General features: G+C 72.1%; 26 protein-coding genes and 1 pseudogene. 15 read left to right on the plus strand and 12 right to left on the minus strand.

Annotation, left to right across the window (positions count from 1 at the left end; genetic code table 11):
* The first annotated feature begins 243 nt into the window (after window positions 1-243).
* The 3 genes from ACF1CT_RS34365 to ACF1CT_RS34375 all read left to right on the plus strand — a co-directional run bounded on the left by ACF1CT_RS34365 (window position 244) and on the right by ACF1CT_RS34375 (window position 3386).
* The gene (locus ACF1CT_RS34365; protein ID WP_391787953.1) at window positions 244-795 is read left to right on the plus strand and encodes a Clp protease N-terminal domain-containing protein; all 552 of its coding nucleotides are present in this window, start codon (window positions 244-246) and stop codon (window positions 793-795) included.
* A 262-nt stretch (window positions 796-1057) separates the two neighbouring features.
* The gene (locus ACF1CT_RS34370; protein WP_391787954.1) at window positions 1058-2089 is read left to right on the plus strand and encodes a DMT family transporter; all 1032 of its coding nucleotides are present in this window, start codon (window positions 1058-1060) and stop codon (window positions 2087-2089) included.
* A gap of 343 nt (window positions 2090-2432) precedes the next feature.
* Window positions 2433-3386: an EamA family transporter gene (locus tag ACF1CT_RS34375; RefSeq protein WP_391787955.1), complete on the plus strand. Its 954-nt coding sequence runs from the start codon at window positions 2433-2435 to the stop codon at window positions 3384-3386.
* A 45-nt stretch (window positions 3387-3431) separates the two neighbouring features.
* Here ACF1CT_RS34375 and ACF1CT_RS34380 read toward each other — a convergent pair whose 3' ends face one another.
* Window positions 3432-4133 (minus strand): pyridoxamine 5'-phosphate oxidase family protein, encoded by a 702-nt coding sequence (locus ACF1CT_RS34380; protein ID WP_391787956.1) that lies wholly within the window; start codon window positions 4131-4133, stop codon window positions 3432-3434.
* Between the two features lie 35 nt (window positions 4134-4168).
* Here ACF1CT_RS34380 and ACF1CT_RS34385 point away from each other — a divergent pair, with 35 nt between their 5' ends.
* Complete coding sequence (locus ACF1CT_RS34385) at window positions 4169-5500, plus strand: aminotransferase class I/II-fold pyridoxal phosphate-dependent enzyme (protein ID WP_391787957.1); 1332 nt, start codon at window positions 4169-4171, stop codon at window positions 5498-5500.
* Here ACF1CT_RS34385 and ACF1CT_RS34390 read toward each other — a convergent pair.
* On the minus strand, window positions 5487-6566 hold the full coding sequence (locus ACF1CT_RS34390; RefSeq protein WP_391787958.1) for a DMT family transporter: 1080 nt from the start codon (window positions 6564-6566) through the stop codon (window positions 5487-5489). The two genes, ACF1CT_RS34385 and ACF1CT_RS34390, sit on opposite strands and share 14 nt — an antisense overlap.
* 73 nt (window positions 6567-6639) lie before the next feature.
* Here ACF1CT_RS34390 and ACF1CT_RS34395 point away from each other — a divergent pair, with 73 nt between their 5' ends.
* Window positions 6640-7557 carry a LysR family transcriptional regulator gene (locus ACF1CT_RS34395; protein ID WP_391787959.1) on the plus strand — a complete coding sequence of 306 codons (918 nt, stop codon included), beginning with the start codon at window positions 6640-6642 and terminating at the stop codon, window positions 7555-7557.
* 40 nt (window positions 7558-7597) lie between these two features.
* Here the strand turns inward: ACF1CT_RS34395 and ACF1CT_RS34400 are convergent, their stop codons facing one another.
* Window positions 7598-8074 (minus strand): pyridoxamine 5'-phosphate oxidase family protein, encoded by a 477-nt coding sequence (locus ACF1CT_RS34400; RefSeq protein WP_391787960.1) that lies wholly within the window; start codon window positions 8072-8074, stop codon window positions 7598-7600.
* A 234-nt stretch (window positions 8075-8308) separates the two neighbouring features.
* Here ACF1CT_RS34400 and ACF1CT_RS34405 point away from each other — a divergent pair, with 234 nt between their 5' ends.
* Window positions 8309-8974, plus strand: a complete 666-nt coding sequence (locus tag ACF1CT_RS34405; protein ID WP_391787993.1) for a cysteine hydrolase family protein — start codon at window positions 8309-8311, stop codon at window positions 8972-8974.
* On the opposite strand, the gene ACF1CT_RS34410 is transcribed toward ACF1CT_RS34405, so the two are convergent.
* The 3 genes from ACF1CT_RS34410 to ACF1CT_RS34420 form a co-directional block, all read right to left on the minus strand.
* Window positions 8958-9410, minus strand: a complete 453-nt coding sequence (locus tag ACF1CT_RS34410; RefSeq protein WP_391787961.1) for a Rieske (2Fe-2S) protein — start codon at window positions 9408-9410, stop codon at window positions 8958-8960. The genes ACF1CT_RS34405 and ACF1CT_RS34410 overlap by 17 nt on opposite strands.
* A 192-nt stretch (window positions 9411-9602) precedes the next feature.
* A complete protein-coding gene (locus tag ACF1CT_RS34415) occupies window positions 9603-9980 on the minus strand; it encodes a hypothetical protein (RefSeq protein WP_391787962.1) in 378 nt (125 codons plus the stop codon).
* A complete protein-coding gene (locus ACF1CT_RS34420) occupies window positions 9946-10380 on the minus strand; it encodes a hypothetical protein (protein WP_391787963.1) in 435 nt (144 codons plus the stop codon). Before ACF1CT_RS34420 ends, ACF1CT_RS34415 begins: the two co-directional genes overlap by 35 nt.
* A gap of 251 nt (window positions 10381-10631) precedes the next feature.
* Here ACF1CT_RS34420 and ACF1CT_RS34425 point away from each other — a divergent pair, with 251 nt between their 5' ends.
* The 7 genes from ACF1CT_RS34425 to ACF1CT_RS34455 all read left to right on the plus strand — a co-directional run bounded on the left by ACF1CT_RS34425 (window position 10632) and on the right by ACF1CT_RS34455 (window position 16844).
* Window positions 10632-11489, plus strand: a complete 858-nt coding sequence (locus tag ACF1CT_RS34425; RefSeq protein WP_391787964.1) for a HipA family kinase — start codon at window positions 10632-10634, stop codon at window positions 11487-11489.
* Window positions 11486-11869, plus strand: a complete 384-nt coding sequence (locus ACF1CT_RS34430; protein WP_391787965.1) for a DUF3037 domain-containing protein — start codon at window positions 11486-11488, stop codon at window positions 11867-11869. The genes ACF1CT_RS34425 and ACF1CT_RS34430 overlap by 4 nt, the downstream gene beginning before the upstream one ends.
* Window positions 11870-12192: 323 nt before the next feature.
* The gene (gene fabG / locus ACF1CT_RS34435) at window positions 12193-12954 is read left to right on the plus strand and encodes a 3-oxoacyl-ACP reductase FabG (protein ID WP_391787966.1); all 762 of its coding nucleotides are present in this window, start codon (window positions 12193-12195) and stop codon (window positions 12952-12954) included.
* Between the two features lie 20 nt (window positions 12955-12974).
* Window positions 12975-13730 carry an SDR family oxidoreductase gene (locus ACF1CT_RS34440; RefSeq protein ID WP_391787967.1) on the plus strand — a complete coding sequence of 252 codons (756 nt, stop codon included), beginning with the start codon at window positions 12975-12977 and terminating at the stop codon, window positions 13728-13730.
* 118 nt (window positions 13731-13848) lie between these two features.
* Window positions 13849-15429, plus strand: coding sequence for an ABC transporter substrate-binding protein (locus ACF1CT_RS34445; protein WP_391787968.1), 1581 nt, complete (start codon window positions 13849-13851; stop codon window positions 15427-15429).
* 86 nt (window positions 15430-15515) lie between these two features.
* A complete protein-coding gene (ung, locus tag ACF1CT_RS34450) occupies window positions 15516-16199 on the plus strand; it encodes a uracil-DNA glycosylase (RefSeq protein ID WP_391787969.1) in 684 nt (227 codons plus the stop codon).
* 159 nt (window positions 16200-16358) lie between these two features.
* On the plus strand, window positions 16359-16844 hold the full coding sequence (locus ACF1CT_RS34455; RefSeq protein ID WP_391787970.1) for a hypothetical protein: 486 nt from the start codon (window positions 16359-16361) through the stop codon (window positions 16842-16844).
* 56 nt (window positions 16845-16900) lie between these two features.
* Here the strand turns inward: ACF1CT_RS34455 and ACF1CT_RS34460 are convergent, their stop codons facing one another.
* On the minus strand, window positions 16901-17347 hold the full coding sequence (locus ACF1CT_RS34460) for a hypothetical protein (RefSeq protein WP_391787971.1): 447 nt from the start codon (window positions 17345-17347) through the stop codon (window positions 16901-16903).
* Window positions 17348-17746: 399 nt separating this feature from the next.
* On the opposite strand from ACF1CT_RS34460, the gene ACF1CT_RS34465 reads away from it, so the two are divergent.
* On the plus strand, window positions 17747-18652 hold the full coding sequence (locus ACF1CT_RS34465; protein ID WP_391787972.1) for a Gfo/Idh/MocA family protein: 906 nt from the start codon (window positions 17747-17749) through the stop codon (window positions 18650-18652).
* 104 nt (window positions 18653-18756) lie between these two features.
* Here the strand turns inward: ACF1CT_RS34465 and lnt are convergent, their stop codons facing one another.
* Both lnt and ACF1CT_RS34475 read right to left on the minus strand, forming a co-directional pair.
* Window positions 18757-20331: an apolipoprotein N-acyltransferase gene (gene lnt / locus ACF1CT_RS34470; protein ID WP_391787973.1), complete on the minus strand. Its 1575-nt coding sequence runs from the start codon at window positions 20329-20331 to the stop codon at window positions 18757-18759.
* A 165-nt stretch (window positions 20332-20496) separates the two neighbouring features.
* Window positions 20497-21345: a universal stress protein gene (locus ACF1CT_RS34475; protein ID WP_391787974.1), complete on the minus strand. Its 849-nt coding sequence runs from the start codon at window positions 21343-21345 to the stop codon at window positions 20497-20499.
* A 250-nt stretch (window positions 21346-21595) separates the two neighbouring features.
* Here ACF1CT_RS34475 and ACF1CT_RS34480 point away from each other — a divergent pair, with 250 nt between their 5' ends.
* Window positions 21596-21850 carry a LapA family protein gene (locus ACF1CT_RS34480; RefSeq protein ID WP_391787975.1) on the plus strand — a complete coding sequence of 85 codons (255 nt, stop codon included), beginning with the start codon at window positions 21596-21598 and terminating at the stop codon, window positions 21848-21850.
* A gap of 94 nt (window positions 21851-21944) precedes the next feature.
* On the opposite strand, the pseudogene ACF1CT_RS34485 reads toward ACF1CT_RS34480, so the two are convergent.
* The 3 genes and pseudogenes from ACF1CT_RS34485 to ACF1CT_RS34495 form a co-directional block, all read right to left on the minus strand.
* Window positions 21945-22076 (minus strand): annotated as a pseudogene (locus ACF1CT_RS34485) (undecaprenyl-diphosphatase); the annotation flags it as partial.
* Window positions 22077-22574: 498 nt separating this feature from the next.
* On the minus strand, window positions 22575-23516 hold the full coding sequence (locus tag ACF1CT_RS34490; RefSeq protein ID WP_391787976.1) for an NAD-dependent epimerase/dehydratase family protein: 942 nt from the start codon (window positions 23514-23516) through the stop codon (window positions 22575-22577).
* A gap of 11 nt (window positions 23517-23527) precedes the next feature.
* Entirely contained in the window at window positions 23528-24823 is a 1296-nt protein-coding gene (locus tag ACF1CT_RS34495; protein ID WP_391787977.1) for a nucleotide sugar dehydrogenase, read from the minus strand.
* Window positions 24824-24888 lie beyond the last annotated feature (65 nt).

Raw genomic sequence — 24888 nt, forward strand, 5'->3', positions numbered from 1 at the left:
GTGGCGGTGGTGGCGGGGGGGGGGGGGGGGGCGGGGGGGGCGGTGGGGGGGGGGGGGGGGGGGGGGGGGGGGGGGGGGGGGGGGGGGGGGGGGGGCCCCCCCCCCCCCCGACCGGGTTCCGGAAATGGCGAGATCTCATCCGCAAGGAGGAGGAACCGCACCGGCGTGCCCAACTTGCGCGGGATGCCGCAATGGGTCCCTCCGGGGATGTTTCGGCGCCGTACGGCTGATGGAGTGGGAGGTGTGCAGAACCGGACGCCGCGGATCCCGCAAGAGCCCGTACCGATCCGCGCCGAGCCCGACGCCGGACTCACCGCGGAGCTGACCGCTGTGGTGACGGGCGCCCGCAGACGCGCGCTGCGCGACGGCGATCGGCACATCGACACGGCACATCTGCTGCATTCCCTCATTGAATCGGACCCCGGGGCCCGGGCGGTCTTCGACGGGGGTGCGCAATTGGCCAAGGTACTCGGCTACCTCGTCCAGCGCAGCATCGGATACGGGCTCCGATGGCAGGGATCGGTGGAGGACTCCGGTGCCGTTCCGGTCGTCACCGACCCGGGGGCGGCCGTGAGCGACCCCGGCACGGAAGGCTGGTCGCCCACCGCTGCCTCGGCGATGGCGGAGGCCCGCGTGCGGGCGGCGCGGCGCGGCGACGGGAAGGCCGGAGGGCTGGACCTGCTCGCCGCTCTCGCCGCGGACCACGAGTGCCGTGCGGTCGCGGTGCTGGAGCGGGCCGGAGTGGACGCGGCGCGGCTTGCGGCCCGCGCCGTGCGGGCGTCGGAACGGGGCTGACCCGTACGAGCACCCGGAGCGGCATCCGGCAGGCGGGCGGGTGTGCCGGTCGCGCGGGGTTGCGGTGCGGCGGTGCGGCGCGGAACCTCCCGGTGCGACGGCCTGCGTGTACCGGGCCGCGTGTACCGATCGGCGTGTGCCGGGCCGCGTCTCCGGGTCGCTCTCCACCGTGCGGCCGGGCGGCGGGGCGGCGGAGGGCATGTGAGGGGCCGACAGGGGTCACCGGGATGACGCTCCTGACGGCAACTGCCATGATGTGCCGATGCACGCGTCTCAGGGGAGAAGCGTCGGCCTGGGACTCGCCCTGGTCTCGGCGTTCGCATTCGGCGGTTCGGGCGTGGCGGCGAAGCCGCTCATCGAGGCGGGCGTCGACCCGCTCCACGTGGTGTGGCTGCGGGTGGCGGGTGCCGCCCTCGTGATGCTGCCCGTCGCCTGGCGCCACCGGGAACTGGTCCGCGGCCGTCCGGCGCTTCTGCTCGGGTTCGGGCTGCTGGCCGTCGCGGGTGTGCAGGCGTGTTACTTCGCCGCGATCTCCCGCATCCCCGTCGGGGTCGCGCTGCTGATCGAGTACCTGGCGCCCGCGCTCGTCCTGGGGTGGGTCAGGTTCGTCCAGCGTCGGCCGGTGAGCCGGAGGGCCGCGGTCGGCGCGGTGTTCGCCGTGGGCGGACTCGCCTGCGTCGTCGAGGTCTGGTCCGGGCTGACCTTCGACGCGCTCGGGCTGCTGCTCGCGCTCGGTGCCGCGTGCTGCCAGGTCGGCTACTTCGTCCTGTCCGACCGGGGGAGCGGGGACCGGGCGGGGGGCGTCGAACCGCCGAACCCGGTCGGCGTCATCGCGTACGGGCTGCTGACCGGCGCACTCGTCCTCACCGTGGTCGCGCGTCCGTGGAACATGGACTGGCGCGTCCTCGGCGATGGCGCCGCCATGGACGGCACGGAGGTCCCGGCCTGGCTGCTGCTCGTCTGGGTCGTGCTGATCGCCACGGTGCTCGCCTATGTCACCGGGGTGATCTCGGTACGGTTGCTCTCTCCCGCGGTGGCGGGCGTCGTCGCCTGCCTGGAGGCGGTCGTCGCGACCGTCCTTGCCTGGGTACTGCTCGGCGAGCACCTGTCGGCACCGCAGCTCGTCGGGGGCTCCATGGTGCTGGTCGGTGCCTTCGTCGCACAGTCGGCGACCCCCGCGAGGCCCTCGGGACCGGTCGCGGCCGGGCCGGGTGCGGGCCGTGCCGAGGGAAGGGGCACGGGCCGCGCCCCCGCCCCCGAGGGGGAGTTGTCCACCGACCACGCCGCGACGTAGTGTGACGATCATGCGTCCGAACGTGTTTTCGCCGCCCGATTTCTAGGCCGTGTCTGACGCGGCCCCAGAGCCTCTCGTCCGGATCATGCCGGGCTCGCGGGGTCCGGCAGGCGCGTTCGCGCCGTTGCCGTCGGTTGTCGTGGCTCAGCCCCCGGCTCCCTCCTCCGCCTCGCGAGCGCACGTACCGGGCCCCGCTCCCCGATCCGGCCCGATCGGGACGAAAGGCCCGGTGCGGGCGGCCACTTCCCACGAGGACCGGGCTCGGGCGGCAACCGGGCGGCCGGTCGCCGCCCGCGTGCGGAGCCGAGCGCTCACCTTCCTGTCCTTCACCCGGAGGAGTCACGTGTCGAACACCGCTACCGGCCTGCCCATCGGGCGGAGCCTCGTCTATCTGATCGTCGCCGGTGTGGCCTGGGGCACCGCCGGGGCCGCCGCCTCGCTGATCTTCGCGGCCGGCGACATGGGCCCGCTGGCCCTGTCGTTCTGGCGCTGTGCGGGAGGACTGGCCCTGCTGCTCGCCGCGCTGGCGCTGAGGCCCCGCCGCGCGGCGGCCCCCGCCGAACCGTTCGGCCGCCGCGTGCTGCGCGTCCTCGGTACCGGGCTGGGCCTCACCGTCTTCCAGAGCGCGTACTTCGCGGCCGTCGAGGCGACGGGGCTCGCGGTCGGAACCGTCGTCACGCTCGGCGCGGGCCCCGTGTTCATCGCGGCAGGCGCGCGACTGACGATGGGGGAGCGGCTGGGGCGCGGCGGCCTCGTCGCGGTGGCGGGCGCCCTGGCCGGACTCGCCGTACTGGTGCTGGGCGGCGACGGTGCGACGGTGCGGCCGGCCGGGGTGGCGCTGGCGCTGCTTTCCGCGGCCGGCTATGCCGCGCTCGCGCTGCTCACCCGGTGGCTGGGCCGTGACGGCGGCACCGCCGACCCGCTCACCACCAGTGCCTGGGCCTTCGGCGTCGGAGCCCTCGGGCTGCTGCCCATGGCCGTCGCCGAAGGGCTGGTCCCGCATACCGGCCAGGCGGTGCGGGTGGTGGTGCTGCTGGTGTACGTGGCGGCGGTGCCGACCGCGCTCGCCTACGCGCTCTACTTCGCGGGCGCCGCCGCGGTGCGTGCGGCGACCGTGTCCGTGATCATGCTGCTCGAACCGGTGAGTGCCGCGGTCATCGCCGTCACCGTGCTGCGCGAACGGCTCACCGCGGCCACCGTCCTCGGCACCCTGCTGCTCCTCGCGGCCGTGGCCGGGCTGGCGCTCGCCGAGACGCGCGACGCCCGTGACCGCCGCCGCGCACTCGCTCCGGGCTGAGCGGGCCCGCAGCCCGGGCCGTTGCCGCCGCGCCCAGGGACCCGTTCAGAGCGCGGTGATGTAGTCCGGCACCCCGATGGCGGGGTCCAGGTCCGCGGAGGCGACAGGTGCGGCGCAACCACGAGTGAGCGGCACGACGCCCGCCCAGTGGGGCAGCGCGAGATCGCGGGGCTCGTCGTTGGGCCCGCCCGTGCGGATCTTGGCGGAGACCTCCCGCAGATCGAGGCTGATCACCGCCGTCGCGGCGAGTTCCTTCGCGTCGGCGGGCCGCGAGTCCGCGGACCGGCCCGGCACCACGTGGTCGACGATCGCGTCCAGCGCGGTGCGCCGCTCCTGCGGATCGGTCACCGTGCGCGCGATGCCGTGGACCACCACGGACCGGTAGTTGATCGAGTGATGGAAGGCGGAACGTGCGAGCACCAGTCCGTCGACGTGCGTCACCGTGAGGCAGACGGGCAGGCCGGGGTCGGCCCGACCGGTTTCCCGCAGCGGCCGCGAACCGGTCGAGCCGTGCACGTAGAGCCGCTCGCCGACCCGGCCGTAGAGGGTGGGCAGCACGACCGGCGCGCCGTCGCGGACGAAGCCGAGGTGGCAGACGTACGCCTCGTCGAGTATCGAGTGGATCAGATCCCGGTCGTAGGCCGCGCGATCGGAGGAGCGGGTGGGGACCGTGCGCCCGGTCGGCGGGTATCCGTTCGTGGGGCCCGGGCTCGGGCCCGTGGACCGGGGTTCCGTGGTGTCCGGCATCGCGTACTCCATTGCACTAGTGCATAATATTTTTTGTGCTAGGAGAGTATCGGATCGAAGGTCGACGCGCATCGGAAATCGCCGCCAGCGTGGAACGGGGCGTCGGATCGGGCGACCTCGCGCCCGGTCGGGCGCTGCCGCCCATGAGGGAGTTGGCCCAGTTGCTGGGGGTGAACCCCAACACGGTGGCGGCCGCCTACCGCACGCTGCGCGAGCGCGGGGTGATCGAGACGGCGGGTCGCCGGGGCAGCAGGGTGCGGTCGCGCCCCGCGAGTACGGCGCGGGGCTCGCTCCGGGTGGACGCTCCGCCCGGCGTGCGGGACCTCGGTACCGGGAACCCCGATCCGGCGCTGCTGCCCGCGCTGGGAGAGGCGTTCGCGGCGGCGACGGAGGCGTACCGCCATGAACCCGGGATGTACGGACAGGCACCGGTGGAGCCGGAATTCGCGGCGGCGGCCCGCGCGGCCCTGGACGCCGACGGCGTGCCCGCCGGGGCGGTCGTCGCGACCTCCGGCTCGCTGGACGCGATCGAGCGCGTCCTGGGCGCGCATCTCAGACCCGGTGACGCGGTGGCCGTCGAGGACCCCGGTTGGGGCAGCATGCTGGATCTCGTACCTGCGCTGGGACTCCGTCCGGTGCCCGTCGCGCTCGACGACGACGGGCCGCTGCCCGAGGCCGTGGAACGCGCGCTGGACGCCGGTGCCCGGGCGCTCGTGGTCACCGACCGCGCGCAGAACCCGACCGGTGCCGCGATCGGCGCCGCCCGCGCCCTTGAACTGCGGGCCGTCCTCGCGGGGCACCGCGATGTCCTGCTCGTCGAGGACGACCACGGGCACGGGATAGTCGACCTGCCGTTGCACCCGCTGGCGGGCGTCACGGACCGGTGGGCGTTCGTCCGGTCCGTGGCCAAGGCGTACGGGCCCGATCTGCGGGTCGCCGTGCTCACCGGCGACCCGGTGACCGTGGACCGGGTCTCGGGGCGGCAGCGGCTCGGTCCCGGCTGGGTCAGCAGGCTGCTGCAGCGGGCCGTGGTGCACCTGTGGAACTCGGCAGCCGTCGATCCGGCGGCGGTGGCGCGGGCGTACGCGGAGCGGCGCGACCCCCTGGTGCGGGCGCTGGCTGACCGGGGCGTGACGGCCCGCGGACGGAGCGGCATGAACGTGTGGGTGCCGGTCAGTGACGAGACCGGGGCCGTGGCGCGGCTGCTGCACGAGGGCTGGGCGGTGGCGCCCGGTGCGCGATTCCGGATGGTCGCACCCCAGGGAATCCGGCTCACCGTCTCGCCGCTCGCCGCTGCCGACCTGGCGCCGCTTGCCGACGCGGTGGCCGCCGCCGCGGGACCGGCGGCCCCGTTCAGCTACGGCTGACCCGGCCCCGTCGGACGGTTCCGGGGCCGGCCGGCCTCCGGGAGCCCGGCCGGGTCCCGCCGTCGTGTGTCCGGCTTCGGGTGAGGGCGGCGCCCACGAGGATCACGAGGGCGCCGACCGGTGTGTTCCAGCTCAGGCGTTCGCCGAGCACGGCGACTCCGGCGGCGGTGGCGACGACCGGGATGAAGTAGGTGACCATCTGCGCGGTCGTCGGTCCGACCTCCGCCACCAGGCCGTACTGGACGAGTACCGCGAGGCCGGTGCCCAGTGCGCCCAGGGCCGCCACCGCGAGGGTCGGGAGCAGCGGGAACGCCTCGGGGAGGGTGGTGAACAACGGTGTCACCAGCGCGAGTTGCGCCGTTGCGAGGAGAAGCTGGCCACCGGTCAGGGCGAGGGCCGACGATGTGCTGTCCGACAGTGTCCTGCGGACGTAGATCCAGCCGACCGGGTAGCTGAGCGAGGCCAGCAGGGCCATCGCCGTGCCGCCGAGGTCCAGTCCGGAGAAACCCTGCCAGGCACCCAGCACGGTCAGCACGCCGAGGAATCCGAGGCCGAGTCCGGCGACCCTGCGGCGGGTCGGCCGGTCCTCGGAGAGGGCCACCAGCGACAGCGCCATTCCCCAGAGCGGTGACGTCGCGTTGCAGATACCGGCGAGGGTCGACGGGATGCTCAGTTCCGCGTAGGCGAAGAGCGAGAAGGGCAGCGCGTTCAGGAAGAACGCGGCGACGGCCAGATGCCCCCAGGTGCGGCGGCCGCGCGGTGGCCCTTCCCGCCGCACGGCCATCGCGACGGCGAGGACGGCCGTCCCGGCCAGGAGCCGGCCGAGGGTGACCTGGAACGGGGCGTACCCGTGGGTGCCCACCTTGATGAGAAGGAAACTGAAGCCCCAGATGAGCGCGAGCGCTCCGAAGCGTATCCGCCAGTCCGACCGCGGCCGGGAGGCGTCGGCCGGGGCCGCGTCCGCTTCCTGGACCGGGCTCGGGCTCGGGCCCGGTACCGCGGTGGGCGGGGTGGCGGAGGCGGAGGCGGCGGACGGGGTGGTTCCCGAAGCGGCGGATGGGCTCATGGGCCAACGATGACGAAGCCGATCGCGTAGAACAAGTGAGAATTTCTGTGCCGATCCCCTTAGTCTTGCTTACATGTTGAATCTGGAGCGCCTGCGCACCCTTGACGCCCTCGCCCGACACGGTTCGGTGAGCGCGGCCGCCGAGGGCCTGCACGTCACCACGTCGGCGGTCTCCCAGCAGATGGCGAAGCTGGAACGTGAGGTGGGGCAGCGGCTCCTCGCCAGGAACGGGCGCGGGGTGCGGCTCACCGACGCCGGCCGGCTGCTCGCCGACCACGCCGCGCGGATTCTCTCCCAGGTCGCGTTGGCGCAGTCCGACATCGAGGCGCAGCGCGGAGAGGTGGTGGGCGAGATCCTGCTCTCCGCCTTTCCCACGGCGGCGCGGGGGCTCCTGCCCGACGCGCTCCGGACACTGCGCGCCGACCACCCCGAACTGCGCGTCCGGACCAGGGAATGGGAACCCGAGGACGGAATCCGCGGTGTCATCAGGGGCGAGATCGATCTGGCGGTCGTGCTGGACTGGAGCAACAAACGACTGCCGGTACCCGGCGGCCTGGCGCGGGCCGACCTCCTGGACGACGTGCCGGACATCGCCATGCCCGCGGACCATCCGCTCGCTGAGCGTGCGGAGGTGGACCTGGAGGAGTTCGCCGACGACGACTGGGTCTCCTGGCCCGAGGGAGAGTTCTGTCACGACTGGCTGATGTTCACGCTGCGGTCGAAGGGTTTCGAACCGCGCATCGCGCACCTGGCGGGCGAGCATCACACCCAACTTGCCCTGATCGCGGCGGGGATGGGAGTCAGTGTGGCGCCGCGACTGGGGCGCGGCCCGGTGCCCGACGGGGTGCGGGTGGTGCCCGTGCGGCAGCGGATGCGACGGCACGTGCACGCCGTGTGGCGGGCGGACGCGGATCGCCGCCCGTCGATCCGGGCGGTGCTGGCCGCGCTCGGGGCGGCCGCCGACCGGGCGACGGGCGAGGTGTCGCCGTAGGGCGCCGCGCGCACGGGCTCAGGGTGCCGCGCGCATGGGCTCAGGGCGCGGGCGGCATCGCGAGCTTCCGGAAGTCCCAGGAGACGATGGCCTCCGGGGTGAGCCGCAGCCAGGCATGACGACCGTCGTGCGGCATCGTGTCCATCCCGAAGTACTTCCGGGCGAACAGACCCTCCGGTACGACCAGTTCGGGGCAGTCGGCGCCGGTGCGGGGGGTTTCGCCGACGGGGACGGCGCTGCCGGAGAGTTCGACACCGCGCAGTTCCCCGTACTCCACCCCGTCGTCCACGACCACCGCGATCCTCGGATCGGCGCCCAGCTGCGCCCAGCGCAGGCTGCGGGTGATCGAGTAGAGCCAGAGCGAGCCGCCGTCCCAGACGAACCAGAGGGCCCCGACGTGCGGGCGGCCGTCCGCGGACACGGTGGCGACCCGGCAGGTTCGTCGCTCGGCGAGGTAGGAGTCGCGTTCCGTCCCCGACATCATGATCCGACGGCCCCTGCGCTGTGTGGTGGTCACGGATGCTCCTCACATCGACTGACTGTGCGTCAGAAAGCATGGGGTCTCTTCCCTCGTCACGCAATGGCGGCTAGCCTCGCGCGCCCGGCCGTCGACGTGCGAACCCGGGCGCCGTCGGCGAGGTCACCCGTCACCCGCGGAGCCGATCCTCCACCGAAGGGGACTGCCGTGCCGTCGAAGCAGCCGCTCACCGAACGACTCGCCCGACAACTCGGTCCGGCGAACTGCGTACTCATGACGGTCGAGTGCCAGCAGGGCGTCGTGGGACCCGGGAGCGCACTGCCCGAACTGGCCGAGGAGGCCCGGTCCTCCGGAACGCTGCACCGCGTGGCCCGACTGGTCGCGGCCGCCCACGGGGCCGGGGTCCAGGTGCTGCACGCGGTGGCCGAGCGCCGCCCCGACGGGCGCGGTTCCAACGACAACGCCAGGCTCTTCCGGGCCGCCGGCCGGCTGCCCGTGCAGCAGCACCCGGGCACCGAGGCGGTCCGGATCGCCGAACCCGTCGAGGTGTCGGGCGAGGACCTCGTCGTGCGTCGGCTGCACGGCCTCTCGCCCATCGCCGGCACGGAGGTGGACGCGCTGCTGCGCAACCTGGGCTGCCGGACCCTCGTCGTCACCGGGGTCTCGGCCAACGTCGCCATTCCCAACGCCGTGTTCGACGCGGTGAACCTCGGCTACACGGTGGTCGTTCCGTCCGACGCGATCGCGGGGGTGCCCGCCGAGTACACCCCCGCGATGATCCGTCACACGCTCGCCCTCGTCGCCACCGTCACGACCACCGACGCGGTGCTCGACTGCTGGCACGACCGTCGCGGAGCCGACGCGGTGCCGGACGACGGACCGGGTCAGGGTCCGGCTCCGAGGTCCGGCCGGGGGCGGGGACCTACGCCCCGAGCGTGATCGATCCGTTCTTGACCTTGATCTCCCGGGCGGGCAGGGGCCGGGTGGCGGGCCCCGCCGCGACCTCGCCCGTCGCCGCGTCGAACCTGCTGCCGTGACAGGGGCAGTTGATGGTGCCGTCCGAGACGCTCGCGACCGTGCATCCCTGATGGGTGCACTTCGACGAGAACGCCTTGAAGGCACCGGACTCGGGCTGCGTCACCACGACGCCCCGGTCGGCGAAGACCGTTCCACCGCCCTGCGGGATGTCGGCCGTCCTCGCCAGCACGTCCGGGCCGCCGTCCATACCGTCGTCGGCCGGTCCGGCCGTACCCGAACGGCTCGGCTCCGGTCGGCCGCCGCAGGCGGTGAGTGCGGCGGCCACGGAGGCGGCCCCGACCGCCGCGACAACGGTCCGACGCCCGGGACGGGCCTCGTCGTCCTGAGATGTGCTCACGCCGGTTCTCCCTTCCGGGCAGTCGTGGCTGCCCGATGTGCGCGACTTCGGTCCTCATGGTTCATGTGCACGCCCCGGAGCACGTGCGACGGGACCCGTGTGCGATCCGCGGCCCGGGGACCCCCTCGTCATCGGCACGACGCGGCAGGGGCATGAGCGCGCGTCCGTGCCCGGGAGCCCCGGGACGGCGCGTCACCGGGGTACGCCGGCGAAAAGCATCCGGGTGGCGGAGCCGGCATTGCGCTCAACGAGTGCCGAGGCGTGCGGGACGGGGCGGTCCGGGACGAGATGGCCCGGGACTCGGCCGGGCCGTGCGGGGCGTCGCCGGAGCCGCCCGGCACCGGGGCCGTGCGTGAGCGTGCCGATCGCCAGTCCGAGTTCCCGCTCGGCGGTGGTGACGGCCATCCGCGTCACCACGGCCGGCCGGTCGGAGGTGTCGGTGTTCGCGTGAGCGCCGAGCCCGTCGATGACGACGAGGATCTGGATCGTCGCCGCGTACGGGTCGCGGGTGTGGAACTCGCCACGGGCGACACCCTCACCGATCAGCTCCTCCGGGCGTCCGCGCCACACGGCCTCCTGCCGGCCGACCCGTTCGCGCAGCACCGGGCGACAGCGACTGAGGTGCCGGGCAGATCCGGAGCCGGCTGAGATCGTCGAACGCGGGTCCGGTCGCGAGAGCGAAGAACCGTGCAAGACGTTCGGTGGGCGGCCGTTCGGCCCGGTCCGGGGGAAGAAGGGCGTCCAGCTCGCCACCGGCGGCCGTACCGAAGGCCTCGGCCACGAGTTGCTCCACCACCGGGAAGCAGTGGCTGATGAGACCCGGGCGGACGTCGAGCCGTTCGCCCACCCGGCACAGGGTGACGCACTCAAGTCCCTCGGTCAGCGCGGTGGCGGCAGCCGTGTCGACTATCGCCGCGCGCCGGTCCGACGGCGACTTGCGGATGCGCTTTCGCTGGGTGCCTGACGGCATACGGCGACGCCATTGAGTGAGCGAACGTGCCGGGCGGCCGACGGTCGCCCCGGTGCCTCGCCGCGGCGGAGCACCGGCCGGAGTCGTCCGGTGCGTTCACGGACGCGAAACGGGCGAACGGCCTCCGGGGCCGGTCGTCCGGCCCCGGTCCCCCGTCGTCCGGGTGCGCCGTCGGCGGTGGTGCGCCGCGGCCGGGCCGCACGGGGCGCACACGCGTCATCGCCTGTCGGGACCGGGGATAGCCTGGGGAAATGCTCACCGAAGTCACAGCGACCCGCTACGTGACGCCTTTGCGGGAAGGCGGATCGCTGCCCGGGATCGTCGAGGCCGACGACCTCGGCACGTATGTCATGAAATTCACCGGAGCCGGACAGGGGCGCAAGACGCTGGTCGCGGAGGTCGTCTGCGGGCGGCTCGGCCGTCGGCTCGGTCTCCGTGTCCCCGAACTCGCGCAGATCCAGCTCGACCCTGTCATCGGGCTCGCCGAACCCGACCAGGAGGTCCAGGAGCTCCTGAAGGCGAGCGGCGGTCTCAACCTCGGGATGGACTTCCTGCCCGGATCCATCGGATTCGACCCGCTCGCCTACCAGGTGGACCCGGAGGAGGCCGGACGGGTCGTCTGGTTCGACGCGCTGATCAACAACGTCGACCGGTCCTGGCGCAACCCGAACATGCTGGTGTGGCACGGCGACCTGTGGCTCATCGACCACGGCGCCACGATGATCTGGCACCACAACTGGCCCGGCGCGCGGGCGTCGGCGGCCAAGCCGTACAACGCGTCGGATCACGCGCTCGCCCCGTTCGCCCCCGACGTCGCGGCCGCGGCCGCCGCACTCGCACCGCTGGTCACCGAGGAACTGCTCACCGAGGTCACCGCGGACGTCCCCGACGAGTGGCTGGCCGACGAACCGGGCTTCGACTCCACGGACGAGCTGCGTCGCGCCTATGTGGAGGCGTTGCTGCCGCGCGCCGCGACCATCCACGAGCGGATCACGATGGACGGCCCCACGCGGACCGAGCCGTCCCGGGCCCCCGGCTGGCTCACCGAGCACCTCACCGAGTGGCCGCACCCCACCAGGAAGCAGAAGGACGAGGGCGGCAGGCGATGAACGAGCGCGATGTCTTCGAGTACGCGCTGTTGCGCGTGGTGCCGCGGGTGCAGCGCGGGGAGTTCTTCAACGCGGGTGTGGTCGTCTACTGCCGCGCGCGGAGCTTCGTCGCCGCCCGTACGCATCTCGACGAGGCCAAGCTGAAGGCCCTGGACCCGGCGGCGGACGTGGTCGGGGTGCGGGCCGCCCTGCATGCCGTCGAGGGCGTATGCCGGGGCGGGACGGACGCGGGACAGGCGGCTCGCGACGACGCCGGACGTCGCTTCCGCTGGCTGATCGCGCCGCGTTCCACCGTGATCCAGCCGAGTCCCGTGCACAGCGGCCTCACCGGCGATCCGGAGGCCGAGGTCGAGCGACTGCTCGATCTGCTGGTGCGCTGAGCGGTCCCTCCGCCGGTCCCTCCGCCGGTCCCTCCGCCGGCCGTCCCGCCGGTCGTCCCGCGTCGGTGGGGCGGCCGGCCTTTTCGTACCGTCCGCCGCGGGGCGGTCCCGGCGCCCCGGCCCCGCCGTGCGACGGTGCCGGGGTGTGACATGCGCCCCTGCGGCCGCGCGCCGTTGACACCGGGTGCCCGGGCTTCTAGCGTCTCGTCTGCTGAAGGTACTAAGCGGTCGCTCAGTCCATGGGGCCCGGCCCGCGCGAGGATTGCGTGCCGGACCGTCCCGACGTCCGCTGAGCGGCGATCCAAGGGCGAGGAGAACCAAGCATGTCCACCACCGAGCAGCGCGTCGCCATCGTGACCGGAGCGGCGCGGGGGATCGGCGCCGCCACCGCGGTGCGCCTGGCCGCCGAGGGCCGGGCGGTCGCCGTACTGGACCTGGACGAGGCGGCCTGCGGGGACACCGTCGAGAAGATCACCGCCGCCGGGGGCACCGCGCTCGCCGTCGGCTGCGACGTGTCGGACGGCGCCCGGGTGGAGGCCGCGGTCGAGCGGGTCGCCGCCGAACTCGGTGCTCCGACGATCCTCGTCAACAACGCGGGCGTGCTCCGCGACAACCTGCTCTTCAAGATGACCGAGTCCGACTGGGACACCGTGATGAACGTGCACCTCAAGGGCGCGTTCCTGATGGCCAAGGCCGTTCAGAAGCACATGGTGGACGCCAAGTTCGGCCGTATCGTCTCGCTCTCCTCCTCCTCGGCCCTCGGCAATCGGGGCCAGGCCAACTACGCCGCGGTCAAGGCCGGTCTGCAGGGCTTCACCAAGACGCTCGCCAAGGAACTCGGCAAGTTCGGCATCACCGCCAACGCCGTCGCCCCCGGGTTCATCGTCACCGAGATGACCGCGCAGACCGCCGCCCGGATCGGCATGGGTTTCGAGGAGTTCCAGGCCGCCGCCGCCACCCAGATCCCGGTCCAGCGCGTCGGCCGTCCCGAGGACGTCGCCGCCGCCATCGCCTTCTTCGCGGGCGACGAGGCCGGCTTCATCTCCGGTCAGGTCATGTACGTCGCCGGCGGACCGCTCAACTGACCCGGAGGGTTTCGGACATCATGACTGCGCAGGACAGTGGGAAGGTCGCCCTCATCACGGGGGCGAGCCGGGGAATCGGCTACGGCATCGCGAAGGCGCTCGTGGCCCGCGGCGACCGGGTGTGCATCACCGGACGCGGCGAGGACGCGCTCCGGGAGGCCGTCGAGCGGCTCGGCGCCGACCGGGCGATCGCCGTGGCGGGCAAGGCGCACGACGCGGCCCACCGGGAGGTGGCAGTCGAACGCGCCATGGAGGCGTTCGGCCGGGTCGACTTCCTCATCAACAACGCCGGGACGAACCCGGTGTTCGGCCCCATCGCGGACCTCGACCTCGACGTCGTCCGCAAGGTGTTCGAGACCAATGTCGTCTCGGCACTCGGTTTCGCCCAGCTGACCTGGAAGGCCTGGCAGAAGGACAACGGCGGTGCGATCGTCAACATCGCCTCGATCTCGGGCGTCTCGGCCTCCCCGCTCATCGCCGCGTACGGCATGAGCAAGGCCGCGATGGTCAACCTGACACTCCAGCTGGCGCACGAGTTCGCGCCCGTCGTCCGGGTGAACGCGATCGCCCCGGCGGTCGTGAAGACGAAATTCGCCCGGGCGTTGTACGAGGGCCGTGAGGAGGAGGCCGCCGCGGCCTACCCGCTCGGCCGGCTCGGTGTCCCGGAGGACATCGGCGGCGCCGCCGCATTCCTCACATCGAGCCACTCCGACTGGATCACCGGACAGACGCTGGTGGTCGACGGCGGAATGTTCCTGAATGCGGGGGTGGGCTGAGATCGGCCTGAGCGGATTTCGCCGAGAATGACTCAAGTGCCCTGTCGGGCCTGCGGATTGACCCGACGGGGCGCTGCGGTATGGTCTGCCGACCCATGGTTGATCGAGGAGCGTCCACGTGTTCTACCGGGCCAGACTGCAGGCCGCTGCGGTCCTTATTTCCCTTTCTCTGCTGGCAGGCTGCGGACTTCTTTCCGACAGCGGCTCGAAAGGGGAGCAGAAGCTAGTCGTCGGTACGACAAGCTCGCCCTCCACCCTCGATCCCGCGGCGGCGTGGGACAACTCGTGGGAACTGATGAGGAATGTCTTCCAGACTCTGGTGAGCTTCCCCACCGGCAGCACCCGTCCCGAGCCGGACGCCGCCGAATCGTGCCGGTTCACCGACAACACCAGCACGGCCTACCGGTGCAAGCTCCGCAAGGAACTGAAGTTCTCCAACGGTGCCGCGCTCGACGCCGAGGCCGTGAAGTACTCGATCGACCGGATATCCACCCTGAAGGTCAAGGGCGGACCGGTCGGCATGCTCGGTTCGCTCGACCGGATCGAGACGATAGGGGACGACGTCGTCGTCTTCCATCTCAGCAAGCCGGACGCGACCTTCCCGTTCATACTCGCCACCCCCGCGATGTCGCTGGTGGCGCCGGGTGACTATTCCACGCACAAGATCCGCGACGACGGCAAGGTCACCGGTTCGGGGCCCTACCTGCTGGATTCGTACAAGCCGGGGAACCGGGCGGAACTCGTGCGGAACCCGGACTACAAGGGATTCGCCGACCGCAAGAACGACGCCGTGACCATTCGGTACTTCAAGGAATCCGCCCCCGTGGTCGCGGCGCTGAAGAAGAACGAGATCGATGCCATATACCGCGGACTGACCGCGGAGGAGGTCGTCGACCTGGAGGAGAAGCAGAACGAGAACGGCCACGTGCAGATCGTCGAGACGGTCGGCGCCGACATCCGCTTCCTGGTCTTCAATCCCGAGGACCCGGCCTCCGGGAACGTCGCCGTGCGGCGGGCCGTCGCGCAGCTCATCGACCGGGACGCACTGGTGGAGAAGGTCTACCGGGGCACCGCCGAGCCGCTGTACTCCATGGTCCCCAAGGGCATCGGCGGACACACCACGAGCTTCTTCGACGCCTACGGCGACCCGGACACGAAGAAGGCCGAGCAGATCCTCAGGCGGGCGGGCATCACCAAGCCGGTCGCCATGACGTTCTGGTTCACCACCGACCGTTACGGCTCCTCCACCGCTCCGGAGTTCGACGAGATCAAGCGCCAGCTGGAGGCGTCCGGACTGTTCCGGATCACGCTGAGGAGCAAGCCCTGGACGGAGTTCCAGGACGGCTTCAACAAGGGCGAATACCCGGTCTTCGGCCGCGGCTGGTTCCCGGACTTCCCGGACCCGGACAACTTCATCGCCCCGTTCGTGGGCAAGGACAGCATCACCGGGATGCCCTACGTGAAGAACGAGATCACCGAGCAGCTGCTGCCGCAGACCCGCAAGAAGAGCGACCGGGGGGCGGTCAGCAAGCAGTTCGAACGGGCCCAGAAGATCCTTGTCGACGACGTCCGGATGCTGCCGCTGTGGCAGGGCAAGCTGTACGTGGCCTCGGGCGAGGACATCGGTGGCGGCGAGCGCGCTCTCGACCCGCAGACGGTCATGCAGATGTGGGAGCTCTACCGCAAGGCCAGCTGGTAGCCCGGCAGGGGTTCGCGGGGCCCGTTGTCAGTGGCCCCCGGTAGGTTCTCGGGTGAAGAACGTATTACCTACCGGAGGTTGTTGACGTGACCGACACCGACCTGCTGCCCGAGTCCTGGCGCGGCGTCCTCGGCGATGAGCTGCAGAAGCCCTACTTCAAGGAGCTCACCGAGTTCGTCGAGGAGGAGCGGGCCAAGGGGCCGGTCTACCCGCCGCGCGACCAGGTGTTCGCCGCGCTGGACGCCACACCGTACGACGACGTGAAGGTTCTCGTCCTCGGCCAGGACCCGTACCACGGCGAGGGGCAGGGACACGGTCTGTGCTTCTCGGTGCGCCCGGGCGTGAAGACGCCGCCCTCCCTGCGCAACATCTACAAGGAGATGAAGGAGGAACTCGGCCTGCCCGTCCCCGACAACGGGTATCTGATGCCCTGGGCCCAGCAGGGCGTGCTCCTGCTCAACGCGGTGCTGACGGTCCGCGCGGGCGAGGCGAACTCGCACAAGGGCAAGGGGTGGGAGAAGTTCACCGACGCGGTGATCCGCGCGGTCGCCTCCCGGCCCGACCCGGCGGTCTTCGTGCTCTGGGGGAACTACGCCCAGAAGAAGCTGCCGCTGATCGACGAGACGCGCCACGTGGTGGTCAAGGGCGCACACCCGTCACCTCTCTCCGCCAAGAAGTTCTTCGGCTCCCGCCCCTTCACACAGATCAACGAGGCGGTCGCGGCGCAGGGGCACGAGGCCATCGACTGGCGCATCCCCGACCTGGGCTGATGTCCGCGGCCCGACGGGGCCGCCCGAACGCGTCCTCCGGTCCTCCGGAGGACGCCGTGCGATGGACCGGCGGCGGTGTCCGCACGAGCCTCAGCCGGATCGGCCGCCGTCGGGGCTAGCGTCGTCCGGGAAGCGGGTGCACCGGACAGGGAGGCCGTCATGACCGAGCAGCAGGAGGCGTCGAAGGACGCCGTCATGACCAGGATCGGTCAGGCCATCATGCTGCTGCACGGCGGCGACCGGGAGGAGGCCCGCAATCGTCTCGGCGGCCTCTGGTCGGAGATCGGCGAGGACGGCGACGCCCTGCACCGGTGCACCCTCGCCCACTACATGGCCGACGCCCAGGACGATCACGGCGACGAACTCGCCTGGGACCTGCGGGCGTTGACCGCTGCCGACAGCGTGACCGACGAACGCGCGGCACACCATGCCGACGCGCTCGCGGTACGCGTCTTCTACCCGTCGCTGCACCTCAATCTCGCGGCGGACTATGTGAAGCTCCAGCGGCCGGACGCGGCCCGGACCCATCTGGACCGGGCGCGCGCGGCCTCCGGAGCGCTCGCGCGGGACGGGGCGGACGACGGGTACGCGGGAGGAGTCCGTGCGGCGATCGCGCGGCTGGAGCTGCGCCTGCGCGACATGTGAGCGGGTGACCCGTCCGGGGCCGGACGGGTCACCCGCTCACCGTTCTCCCACCGCGTTCAGTGGCCGTAGGTGTCGTCGCAGATACGCGACTGCGGGCTGCCGGCGGGCCAGTGCCCGTAACCCCGTCCCATCGCGCAGACACCCTTCCCGGTGACGGGGGCCGGCAGACGCGGTGCGGGCACGGAGACGACGGGCGGTGCCTGCCGGGGGCGCGTCGGGGCGGGGTGCCTTGGCCGCCGGGGAGGGCGTGGCGCGACGCGTCGGGTGTCCGGCGAGGCACCGGGCGCCGGGGCCGACGCGGCGGCGGACGGTTCGGTGCCCTCCACAGCGGCCAGACTGTCGTGGACCGGCGGCCGAGCGGTCTGGGGCGTCAGGTCCTGGGCGGGCCTGCTGTTCCCGGGCCGGGGCGGAACGCCCTGCTGCGGCGTCACGGACACGCAGCCGGACAGCGCCGTGACCGCCACGCCGACCAGGAGCTTCACGGTGGTTCTGGTTCGTTGCACCTGATCAACTCTGCTGTGCCGGTCCGGCTCCGTGTGAGCCGGACCGCGGGGATTGGCCCGCACGAGTGACTCCGGTCGGCGCAACGCCGCTCGACGGGACGGTGCCGCCTCGTCGGGGTCCGGTGTCCCGCACGGCGTTCCGGCGAAACCCGCCCGCCGTTCCTTCTCGGCCGGTGCGAGGTCCCGCCGTGCGCCTCCCGTTCCGTGCCGCGTCGCGGCGCGGGCCGGCGCGTCCCCCCGCGGCATCGCGGACCGGCGTCCCGGGCGGCGGACGTATGCTGCCCGGACGAAGGGGCGCGCAGGTCGCCGCGTCAGGCACCGGACCGAGTGGCCCGAGGGGGCGCACCCGCCCGGTCGACCGCGCGCCGGCCGTCGCCGGAACTCTGGGAGGGAGACCTAGTGAAGGTCGGTTGCATCGGGCTCGGCGACATCGCGAGGAAGGCGTATCTGCCGGTTCTGACCACGGTTCCGGGGGTCGAACTGCATCTGCAGACCCGTACCCCCGCCACTCTGGCCGCCGTCGCCGAAACCCACCGGATTCCCTCCCGGCAACGCCACGCGGACCTCGAATCCCTGCTGGCCCAGGGGCTGGACGCGGCGTTCGTGCACGCGCCCACGGCCGTGCATCCGGAGATCGTCGGCCGACTGCTGGAGGCGGGTGTCCCGACCTACGTCGACAAGCCGCTGGCCTACGAACTCGCCGATTCCGAACGGCTGGTGCGTGTCGCCGAGGAACGCCGGACGAGCCTCGCCGTCGGTTTCAACCGGCGCACGGCGCCCGGCTACGCACAGTGCGCCGAGCACCCGCGCGAGCTGATCCTCATGCAGAAGAACCGGGTCGGCCTGCCCGAGGACCCGCGCACCATGGTGCTCGACGACTTCATCCACGTCGTGGACACCCTCCGCTTCCTCGTCCCGGGGACGATCGAGCACACCGTCGTGCACGGCAGGATCGTCGACGGGCTGCTGCACCACGTCGTGCTGCAGCTGTCCGGCGAGGGGTTCACCGCCATCGGTGCGATGAACCGGCTCAGCGGTTCGGTCGAGGAACGACTGGAGGTCTCGGGCCAGGACGCCAAGCGCGAGGTCCTCGATCTCGCGGAGGTCATCGACCACAAGGGGCAACCGAGCGTGAGGCGGCGCGGCGACTGGGTTCCGGTGGCCCGCCAGCGCGGCATCGAGCAGGGCGTGCTGGCCTTCCTCGACGCCGTGCGGGCCGGGACGGTGCTGAGCGCCCGGGACGCCCTGCGGACACACGAGCTGTGCGAGCGTGTCCTGCGCGATCTGGAAGGGACCCCGCGCTGAGCCCGACGGGCTGGTGACCGGTCGGCCGGGCCGCTGCCGTTCGGGGCCGGACCGATACGCCGGCCCCGGTCCGGTCTCCGTTACGGGCGTCCCCGGCCGGGGCCTCAGACGCGGCCCCCTGCGCGCGGGCCGGGGGCGCGGCCGGACCGGCGCCCCGTTCCCTCCCTGCCGCGCTCGCGCAGCGTCCGCACCCCCTCGAAGGCGCAGTACAGGACGAGCACCACCGCCGCGCCCGTGAGCGGCCAGGCCCCCCACCGGACGAAGAGGGTGGTGCCGGACGCCAGCGGTACGTCGAACACCTCGGCCCCGCTCGTGTCCGTGCCGAGCGGGGCGCCGACACGCTCCCCCCGCGGGCCGTAGGCCGCGCTGACGCCGGTGAGCGTGGCGTGCACCATCGGCCGGCCGTTCTCGGCGGCCCGCAGCGCCCCCAGCGAGGCGTGCTGTTCGGGTGCCCAGCTGTGCTGGAACGTCGACGTGGACGACTGGTCGACCAGCACCTGGGCGCCGTGCCGGGTCAGCCACCGGCTCATGTCGGGGAAGGCGGACTCGAAACAGATCAGCGGCCCGATGCGCAGGCCCTTCCCACCGGCCGCCGCGGGAAGCTCCATCGTCACCGGTTCGGCGCCCCGCAACCGGTCCTCTCCGGCCGCCCGGCCCACGGATGTGACCCAGCCGAGCAACGAGCGCGCCGGGATGTACTCGCCGAACGGCACCAGCCGCATCTTGTCGTACCGATCCCCGGTCAGTCCGTCCGGCCCCACCAGCAGCGCGGACTTGAAGATGCCCGACCGGTCCGATCCGTCGGTCTGCCGGGCGTCCGCGTTGATCAGCACGTCCGCGCCCACCCGGCGCGACAGTTCCGCGATCCGGCCGGTGACGTCCGGGTGCCGTGCCGGATCCAGGCCCACACTGCTCTCGCCCCACACCACCAGATCGAGATCGCGCCCCGCCAGGGATCCGGTCAGCCGCTCACCGGTCGCGAGCCGCTGTTCGACGCTGCGCGGGCCCGTGATCACACCGGGCTGCACCACGGCGATCCTGGCCACACCGGACGGCCGGGGCCGCGGGGCCCACAGCGCCATCGCGCCCACCGACAGGGCGCACACCGCGACACCGACGACCCCGACCGCGCGAGCGGAGGCGTTCGCGAACAACAGGGCGACGCAGACGTTCACCGCGACCACCAGGAGGCTCACCAGCCACACACCACCCACGGACGCCACCCGGAGCGCCGGGGGCACCTCCCACTGGCTCGCGCCGAGCAGCCCCCACGGACCGCCGAGCCCGTCCCAGGAACGGACCGCCTCGATCAGCAGCCAGCCGCACGGCACCACCACGACGGCCGTCGCGGCCGACTTCGCGGACACCCCTGCGCGCAGCAGCCGGAAGACAAGGAGCCCCCACGGCGCCCACAGCAGACCCAGCAGGGCCGCCAGGACCAACAGGAACACGTGCAGGCTCGGCAGCAGCCAGTGGTGCACGGCGAGCAGGAAGCCCGCCCCGCCGAGCCAGCCGTCGAGCGCCGCCCGCCGGCCCGTACCGGCGGACCGGATCAGCAGCAGCCACGGCACCAGGCCCGCATAGGCCAGCCACCACAGCGACGGCGCGGGGAACGCGAGCGCGGGCAGCGCACCGGCGAGCAGCGCGAGGCACCAGCGCCACCGGCCGGATCGCGGCATCCGGGCGCGTCCCTCGCTCCGACCGGCCGGAACCCGCATGCCGCGCCTCCTCGTCCTGCCTGATCAGCAGTGTCACCCCGGGGCCCCCGTTCGGCAGTTCTTCCCCGGTGCCGGGCGGCGGAAGCGCGGTGGGCGGAGCGGATCCGGTGTGCGAGGGGCCGGTGCTCAGCAGGGCACCACGGCCACCGGGCCGAGCGCGTGACCGAGCGTGGTCTGGGCGACGGGGGAGAGGCCGAGCCCGAGGGACTCACCGCCCCGTCGCCGCCCGACCACGGTCAGGGCCGCGGTGGCCGAAGCCGTCACGAGAGCGCGCGAGGCGGATCCGCCGACCGATTCCCTGACGGCCTCGACCTGCGGATACTTCTCCCGCCAACCCGCTGTGAGCTCGGCGAGGGTCCGCTCGGCCGCGCCCGCGGCGGCGTCCCGGTCGAAGACGGGGCCGCCGGACAGCATCGAGGAGACCATCGTCCAGCCGTGCACGATCCGCAGCCGGGCACCGGGCCGGGACGCGGCCGTGGCGAAGGCGAAGCCGAGCACCGCCTCGCTGCTCTCGTCGGCTGCCACGCCGACCACGATGTCCGAGGACGTCTCCTCGCGGCTCTGCTCGGGCGGTCCGCCGTGGACGACGACCGGGCACTTGGCCATCGAGGCGATCGCCATGCTGTCGGAACCGAGCAGCAGCGAACGGAAGCCTCCCAGGCCCCGCGAACCGACGACCACCAGGGACGCGTCGCGACTGAGCGAGGTGAGCGCCGCCGCCGGGTAGTCCATCGGAGTGAGCGTCGTCGGGTGCAGGTCCGGGGCGAGACGGGACACCCTTCGCACACACAGGGTGAGCAGTTCCTCCGCCTCGCGCTGCTGCGTCTCCCGGGCGGCGTGCGGCATCGGGGTCCGCGCGTGCACGACGACCAGCGCGAGCCCGCGACGCACCGCCTCGTGGGCGGCCCAGTCGAGGGCTTCGAGACTGTGCGACGAGCCATCGACTGCTGCGATGACGGGAGGCTCGGTGGTCATGGTTTCCTCCAAGGTCCTGCGGTACGCCTTCCAGGCTGGTACGCGCGCACGGCCTGCGGCAGGGACTTTCGGCCCCAACTGCCGGGAGGATCCGGCCCCTGTCCAGGTCGCACCGGCCCGCCGCGGGCCGTGTTTCCGCGGTGCGCCCGGGGATGTCGGCACTCCGGTGCGAAGTCCGTACCGGAACCGGACTCCCGGCCCCGGCCCGCCGGACAGGCCGACTTCGTCCATATCGCCCGATACTGGGACCATGGCACAGAAAACGACCCGACCGCACGCTCCGCCGACCCTCTCCGTCAAGGGCCGGGACATCCGGATGCGCACCATCGGAATCGTGGTACTGACGGCTGTCGCGATCTGGTTCATCGCCGTGAACACGGCGTCGGTGGCCATCCGTCTGTGGATCCCCGTGCTCACCCTGCCGCTCTGGGCCGTGCTGGCCGTGACGCTGGTGGCCGGAATGGTCCTCGGCGGGCTGATCGCCCACCGCCGGGCCAGGCGCTGAGCCCCCGACGACAACGGCGTGACGGTGTGTGCCGGGCCCCGCGAGCCCGGCACGATCCGAACGGGAGGGCCCGGGCCCGGTCCGAGGGCAGGTCCTAGCCCGCCGACTCGCCCGCGTGCGGGCTCAGCACCCCCGCCGCCACCAGGGCGAACAGCACGAGTCCGAGCAGCACGCGGTAGATCACGAACGGCATGAAGCTCTTGGTGGTGATGAACTTCATGAACCAGTTCAAGTCGAGGTTCTGAGCGGCTCTGACCTGCTGTTTCCACCACTCATCAAGATTGAATGGGAGAGCAGTGGGAGATGGCACTTTCCAGTGCTCTCCCTCGCTGGCCACGAAGCGCAGCCACCTGGTTTGCAGCGGATCGGCAATCTCCTGCTCCATGGTCAGCCTCGGTGCGTCAGCGGTGATCACTGTTTCTTGAGGCGATCAGTTCAACCCAATTTGTCTTGAGAGTGTCGGGCGAGGTCGTCGCGTGTTGCTGCGGCTGCGCCGGGTTCCACGGGCCCGGAGCCGGCGGGTCTCCATCCGATAAGACGGGAGCCCGGCGGTCCGGCAGCCTGCGGCCACCCCCTCCTGAGCGCGGGTGGCCGGCCAACCCCGAGGCGGCGGAACCTTCGGACTCGTTCGCAGGGCCGGCGGATCCCTCCCGGGGCAGGCCGAGGCCATGCGCCTCAGTCTATGGGGCGGTTTGGGGCATGAGGCGGTGTGGGAGCACTCCTCCTACGGTGCAGTTGGACGCTGACGGAACCAGCCGACTGTGGCGGGGATCCCTTCCCGCAACGCCGCAGTGGCGACTTCAGGGAACAGATCCCTCAGCCGCGTGCTGTCGGCCTGCGAGTGAGGGACATCGCCTACACGGACCGGCACGTGTTCCCGGCGCGCGGGAAGCCCCGTCGCCGTCTCGATCTCCTGGACCAGGTCCAGAAGCGAGGTACGGCTGCCGAAGGCCAGGTTCACCGGGCGGGGGTCCACGACCCGGCGGAGGAGGGCATCGGTGAGGACGTCGCAGACCGTACCCACGTACGTGAAGTCGCGTGTCTGGGTGCCGTCGCCGTGGATGGTCACCGGCTCGCCTGCGAGGGTGGCGCTGATCCACTTCGGGATGACGGCGGCGTAGGCGTGGTCGGCGCGCTGGCCGGGGCCGTAGACGTTGAAGAAGCGGAAGGGGAGCACCGAAAGGTCGAAGCTGTGGTGGTAGGCGCTCAGGTACGCCTCCGTCGTGAGCTTGGTGACCGCGTACGGGCTCATGGGGGCGGAGACGAGGTCCTCGTGTTTCGGTAGCTGGGGGTTGGCGCCGTAGACGGAGGACGAGGACGCGGCGATCACGTGCGGGCCGCCGGCCCGGCGGGCGGCTTCCAGAACCTGGAGTGTGCCGGTCGCGTTGGCGTGATGGCTGGCCAGGGGGTCACGCAGGGAGCGTGGCACCGAGGGGAGGGCGGCCAGGTGGACGACGGCGTCGGCATCGCGGAACGCCTGGTCGAGGAGAGCGTCGTTCTGGACGTCTCCATCGAAGAAGTCCACGTCTAGGCCGGCAAGGTTCGCCTTGTCCCCGGTGGAGAGGTTGTCGACGACCCGGAGCTGGGTGACCTGAGGCAGCCCGGTCAGCGCACGGGCGAGGTTGCCGCCGATAAATCCGGCGCCGCCGGTGATCACTATCTTCACGTTGCTTCCCTTCAGAGAGAGTCGACGTGGGTACCGGTGAGCCGGCGTCGGCAGTCGAGGATGTACGGGGAGTGGGCGCTGATGAGGGGGTAGTCGAAGGCGTCGTGGTCCGCGAGCAGGACTACGGCGTCGGCTGTCGCGAGCAGGCCGGGGGTCACCTCGATCCGCTGGAGGTGCTCCAGACCGGCGGCGCGGGGGTGGGCGTCATCCAGGACATGGGGATCGGCGGCCTGGACGTCGGCGCCCATACCGGTGAGGAGTTCGGCGATGCGGGCCGCCGGCGTCTCACGGGCGTCCCCGGTGTTGGCCTTGTACGCCACACCGAGCAGCAGGATCCGGGAGCCCTTGAGCGGCTTTCCACGTTCGTTGAGGCCCGCCACGAGACGCCGCACCACATAGTCGGGCATGTGGTTGTTGACGTCGTTCGCCAGCTCGACGAAGCGGAAGTTCTGCCCCAGGGTTCGTTCGACCCGCCACGACAGGTACGAGGGGTCGACGGGCAGGCAGTGGCCTCCGACCCCGGGGCCGGGGGTGAAGCGCATGAACCCGAACGGCTTGGTGGACGCCGCGTCGATGGCCGCCCAGACATCGATGCCCAGGTCGTGGGCGAAGATCGCCAGCTCGTTGGCGAGGGCGATGTTCACGTGACGGAAGGTGTTCTCGAGGAGCTTGGTCAGCTCCGCCTCCTTGCAGGTGGCCACGGGGACGACTGTGTCTACAAGGGACGCGTAGAAGTCACGGACCGACTTCAAGGAAGACGGGGTGATGCCCGAGACGACCTTGGGCGTGTTCTCCAGCCTCCAGCTGAGGTTCCCGGGGTCGATGCGCTCGGGGCTGTAGCCGAGGTGGAAGTCGCGGCCGGCGGTCAGTCCGGAGCCGCGCTCGAGGAGTGGGCGGAACACCTCCTCGGTCGTCCCGGGGTACGTGGTCGATTCCAGAATGGCCGTCGCTCCGCGGGTCAGGTGGCGGCCGAGCGTCCGCGCCGCGTCCTCGACGTGCGACAGGTCCGGCGCACCGTCGCACAGCGGCGTCGGGACGGTGATGACCGCCACGTCGAACCCGGCGCAGTCGGCCGGGTCGACGGTCGGCCTGTAGACGCCGGCGGCGAGGAGGGGCGCCAGCCGCCGGTCCGAGATGTCCTCGACGTAGGACTCGCCGAGCATGAGCCTCTTGATCCGCCCGGCGTCCACGTCGAGGCCGACGACGTGGTGCCCTACCTCGGTGGCGCGCACGGCCAGCGGGAGGCCGACGTATCCCTGCCCCACGACGACCACGCGGAGTCGATGGGGCTCGTGATTCCTGAGCATGTGGTCCACCTCGCTGAGGTCTGGGCTTGGGGGAGCGGGGACGTACTTGTGGTGCGGGATTTGCG

Origin of the sequence: Streptomyces sp. NPDC014734 (genome assembly GCF_043083325.1) — a bacterium.
Taxonomy (GTDB): Bacteria; Actinomycetota; Actinomycetes; order Streptomycetales; family Streptomycetaceae; genus Streptomyces.

Excerpts from the sequence above, each read along its gene's own strand:
- ACF1CT_RS34370 (WP_391787954.1), top strand. The coding sequence starts at position 1,058 with ATGCACGCGTCTCAGGGGAGAAGCGTCGGCCTGGGACTCGCCCTGGTC.
- ACF1CT_RS34380 (WP_391787956.1), bottom strand. The coding sequence starts at position 4,133 with ATGCCGGACACCACGGAACCCCGGTCCACGGGCCCGAGCCCGGGCCCC.
- ACF1CT_RS34390 (WP_391787958.1), bottom strand. The coding sequence starts at position 6,566 with ATGAGCCCATCCGCCGCTTCGGGAACCACCCCGTCCGCCGCCTCCGCC.
- ACF1CT_RS34395 (WP_391787959.1), top strand. The coding sequence starts at position 6,640 with ATGTTGAATCTGGAGCGCCTGCGCACCCTTGACGCCCTCGCCCGACAC.
- ACF1CT_RS34405 (WP_391787993.1), top strand. The coding sequence starts at position 8,309 with ATGACGGTCGAGTGCCAGCAGGGCGTCGTGGGACCCGGGAGCGCACTG.
- ACF1CT_RS34420 (WP_391787963.1), bottom strand. The coding sequence starts at position 10,380 with ATGCCGTCAGGCACCCAGCGAAAGCGCATCCGCAAGTCGCCGTCGGAC.
- ACF1CT_RS34425 (WP_391787964.1), top strand. The coding sequence starts at position 10,632 with ATGCTCACCGAAGTCACAGCGACCCGCTACGTGACGCCTTTGCGGGAA.
- ACF1CT_RS34430 (WP_391787965.1), top strand. The coding sequence starts at position 11,486 with ATGAACGAGCGCGATGTCTTCGAGTACGCGCTGTTGCGCGTGGTGCCG.
- fabG (WP_391787966.1), top strand. The coding sequence starts at position 12,193 with ATGTCCACCACCGAGCAGCGCGTCGCCATCGTGACCGGAGCGGCGCGG.
- ACF1CT_RS34440 (WP_391787967.1), top strand. The coding sequence starts at position 12,975 with ATGACTGCGCAGGACAGTGGGAAGGTCGCCCTCATCACGGGGGCGAGC.
- ACF1CT_RS34455 (WP_391787970.1), top strand. The coding sequence starts at position 16,359 with ATGACCGAGCAGCAGGAGGCGTCGAAGGACGCCGTCATGACCAGGATC.
- lnt (WP_391787973.1), bottom strand. The coding sequence starts at position 20,331 with ATGCCGCGATCCGGCCGGTGGCGCTGGTGCCTCGCGCTGCTCGCCGGT.
- ACF1CT_RS34475 (WP_391787974.1), bottom strand. The coding sequence starts at position 21,345 with ATGACCACCGAGCCTCCCGTCATCGCAGCAGTCGATGGCTCGTCGCAC.
- ACF1CT_RS34480 (WP_391787975.1), top strand. The coding sequence starts at position 21,596 with ATGGCACAGAAAACGACCCGACCGCACGCTCCGCCGACCCTCTCCGTC.
- ACF1CT_RS34495 (WP_391787977.1), bottom strand. The coding sequence starts at position 24,823 with ATGCTCAGGAATCACGAGCCCCATCGACTCCGCGTGGTCGTCGTGGGG.